This is a genomic window from Variovorax sp. P4_D9 (assembly GCF_056401695.1).
Map to the genome: position 1 here is coordinate 1 of NZ_JBFUIU010001704.1, position 660 is coordinate 660.

At 59.1% G+C, this 660-nt stretch carries 1 protein-coding gene; it reads right to left on the reverse strand.

Annotated features, from left to right (window positions below):
* Positions 1-564 (reverse strand): glutathione S-transferase family protein (locus AC1DY5_RS57870; RefSeq protein WP_478123076.1); only part of this gene is annotated, 564 nt, incomplete at its 3' end.
* Between the last annotated feature and the right edge of the window lie 96 nt (positions 565-660).

The following is a 660-nucleotide window of genomic DNA, read 5'->3' on the forward strand; positions in this document are numbered from 1 at the left end:
GCCAGAGAGATTTGGATACTCATCGAGTACTCCCGATCCGCTCAACCTGCGCAGCACTGTCACCATCAGTAGGTCGCCGGCGCTGAATGCCGCGTCTAGCCAGTCTGCGTTGCCAAGTCGACTGGAAAGTGCGCTCAGCCGCACACGAACGCGATCCTCGAGGATCAATAGGCGCTCCGCGTACCAGATCTTGTCATGCTCGATCAACGTTGCGATTTCGCGATCAAGGATGGGCGGCTCTACAGTATTCAACGCAGCAAACATCCACGAGATCGCGCGCGCCCTTGCGCTCGCATCGTCCGGCAGCAAGCCAGGGTGTCTCTCGGCGACATGGAACACGATCGCCCCTGACTCGAACAGGGCAAGATCGCCTTCCTCATAGGTTGGAATCTGCCCGAAAGGATGAAGCGCGCGATGCGCGGGATCCTTCATCTCACTGAACGAAACAAGACGAACCTCATATGGCTGGCCCACTTCTTCGAGCGCCCATCGAACGCGCATGTCCCGCGCTAAGCCCTTGCCGCGATCGGGCGACCGTGCAAATGCGGTGATCGTGGGGGTCATTGGAAGTCTCCAGCTGGTTGAAGGAGGCCATTGTCAGCTTGTGGCCGCCAGTTCCAGTTTACGGTCCAGGATCGAACGCGTGCTCCAGACTGGCTG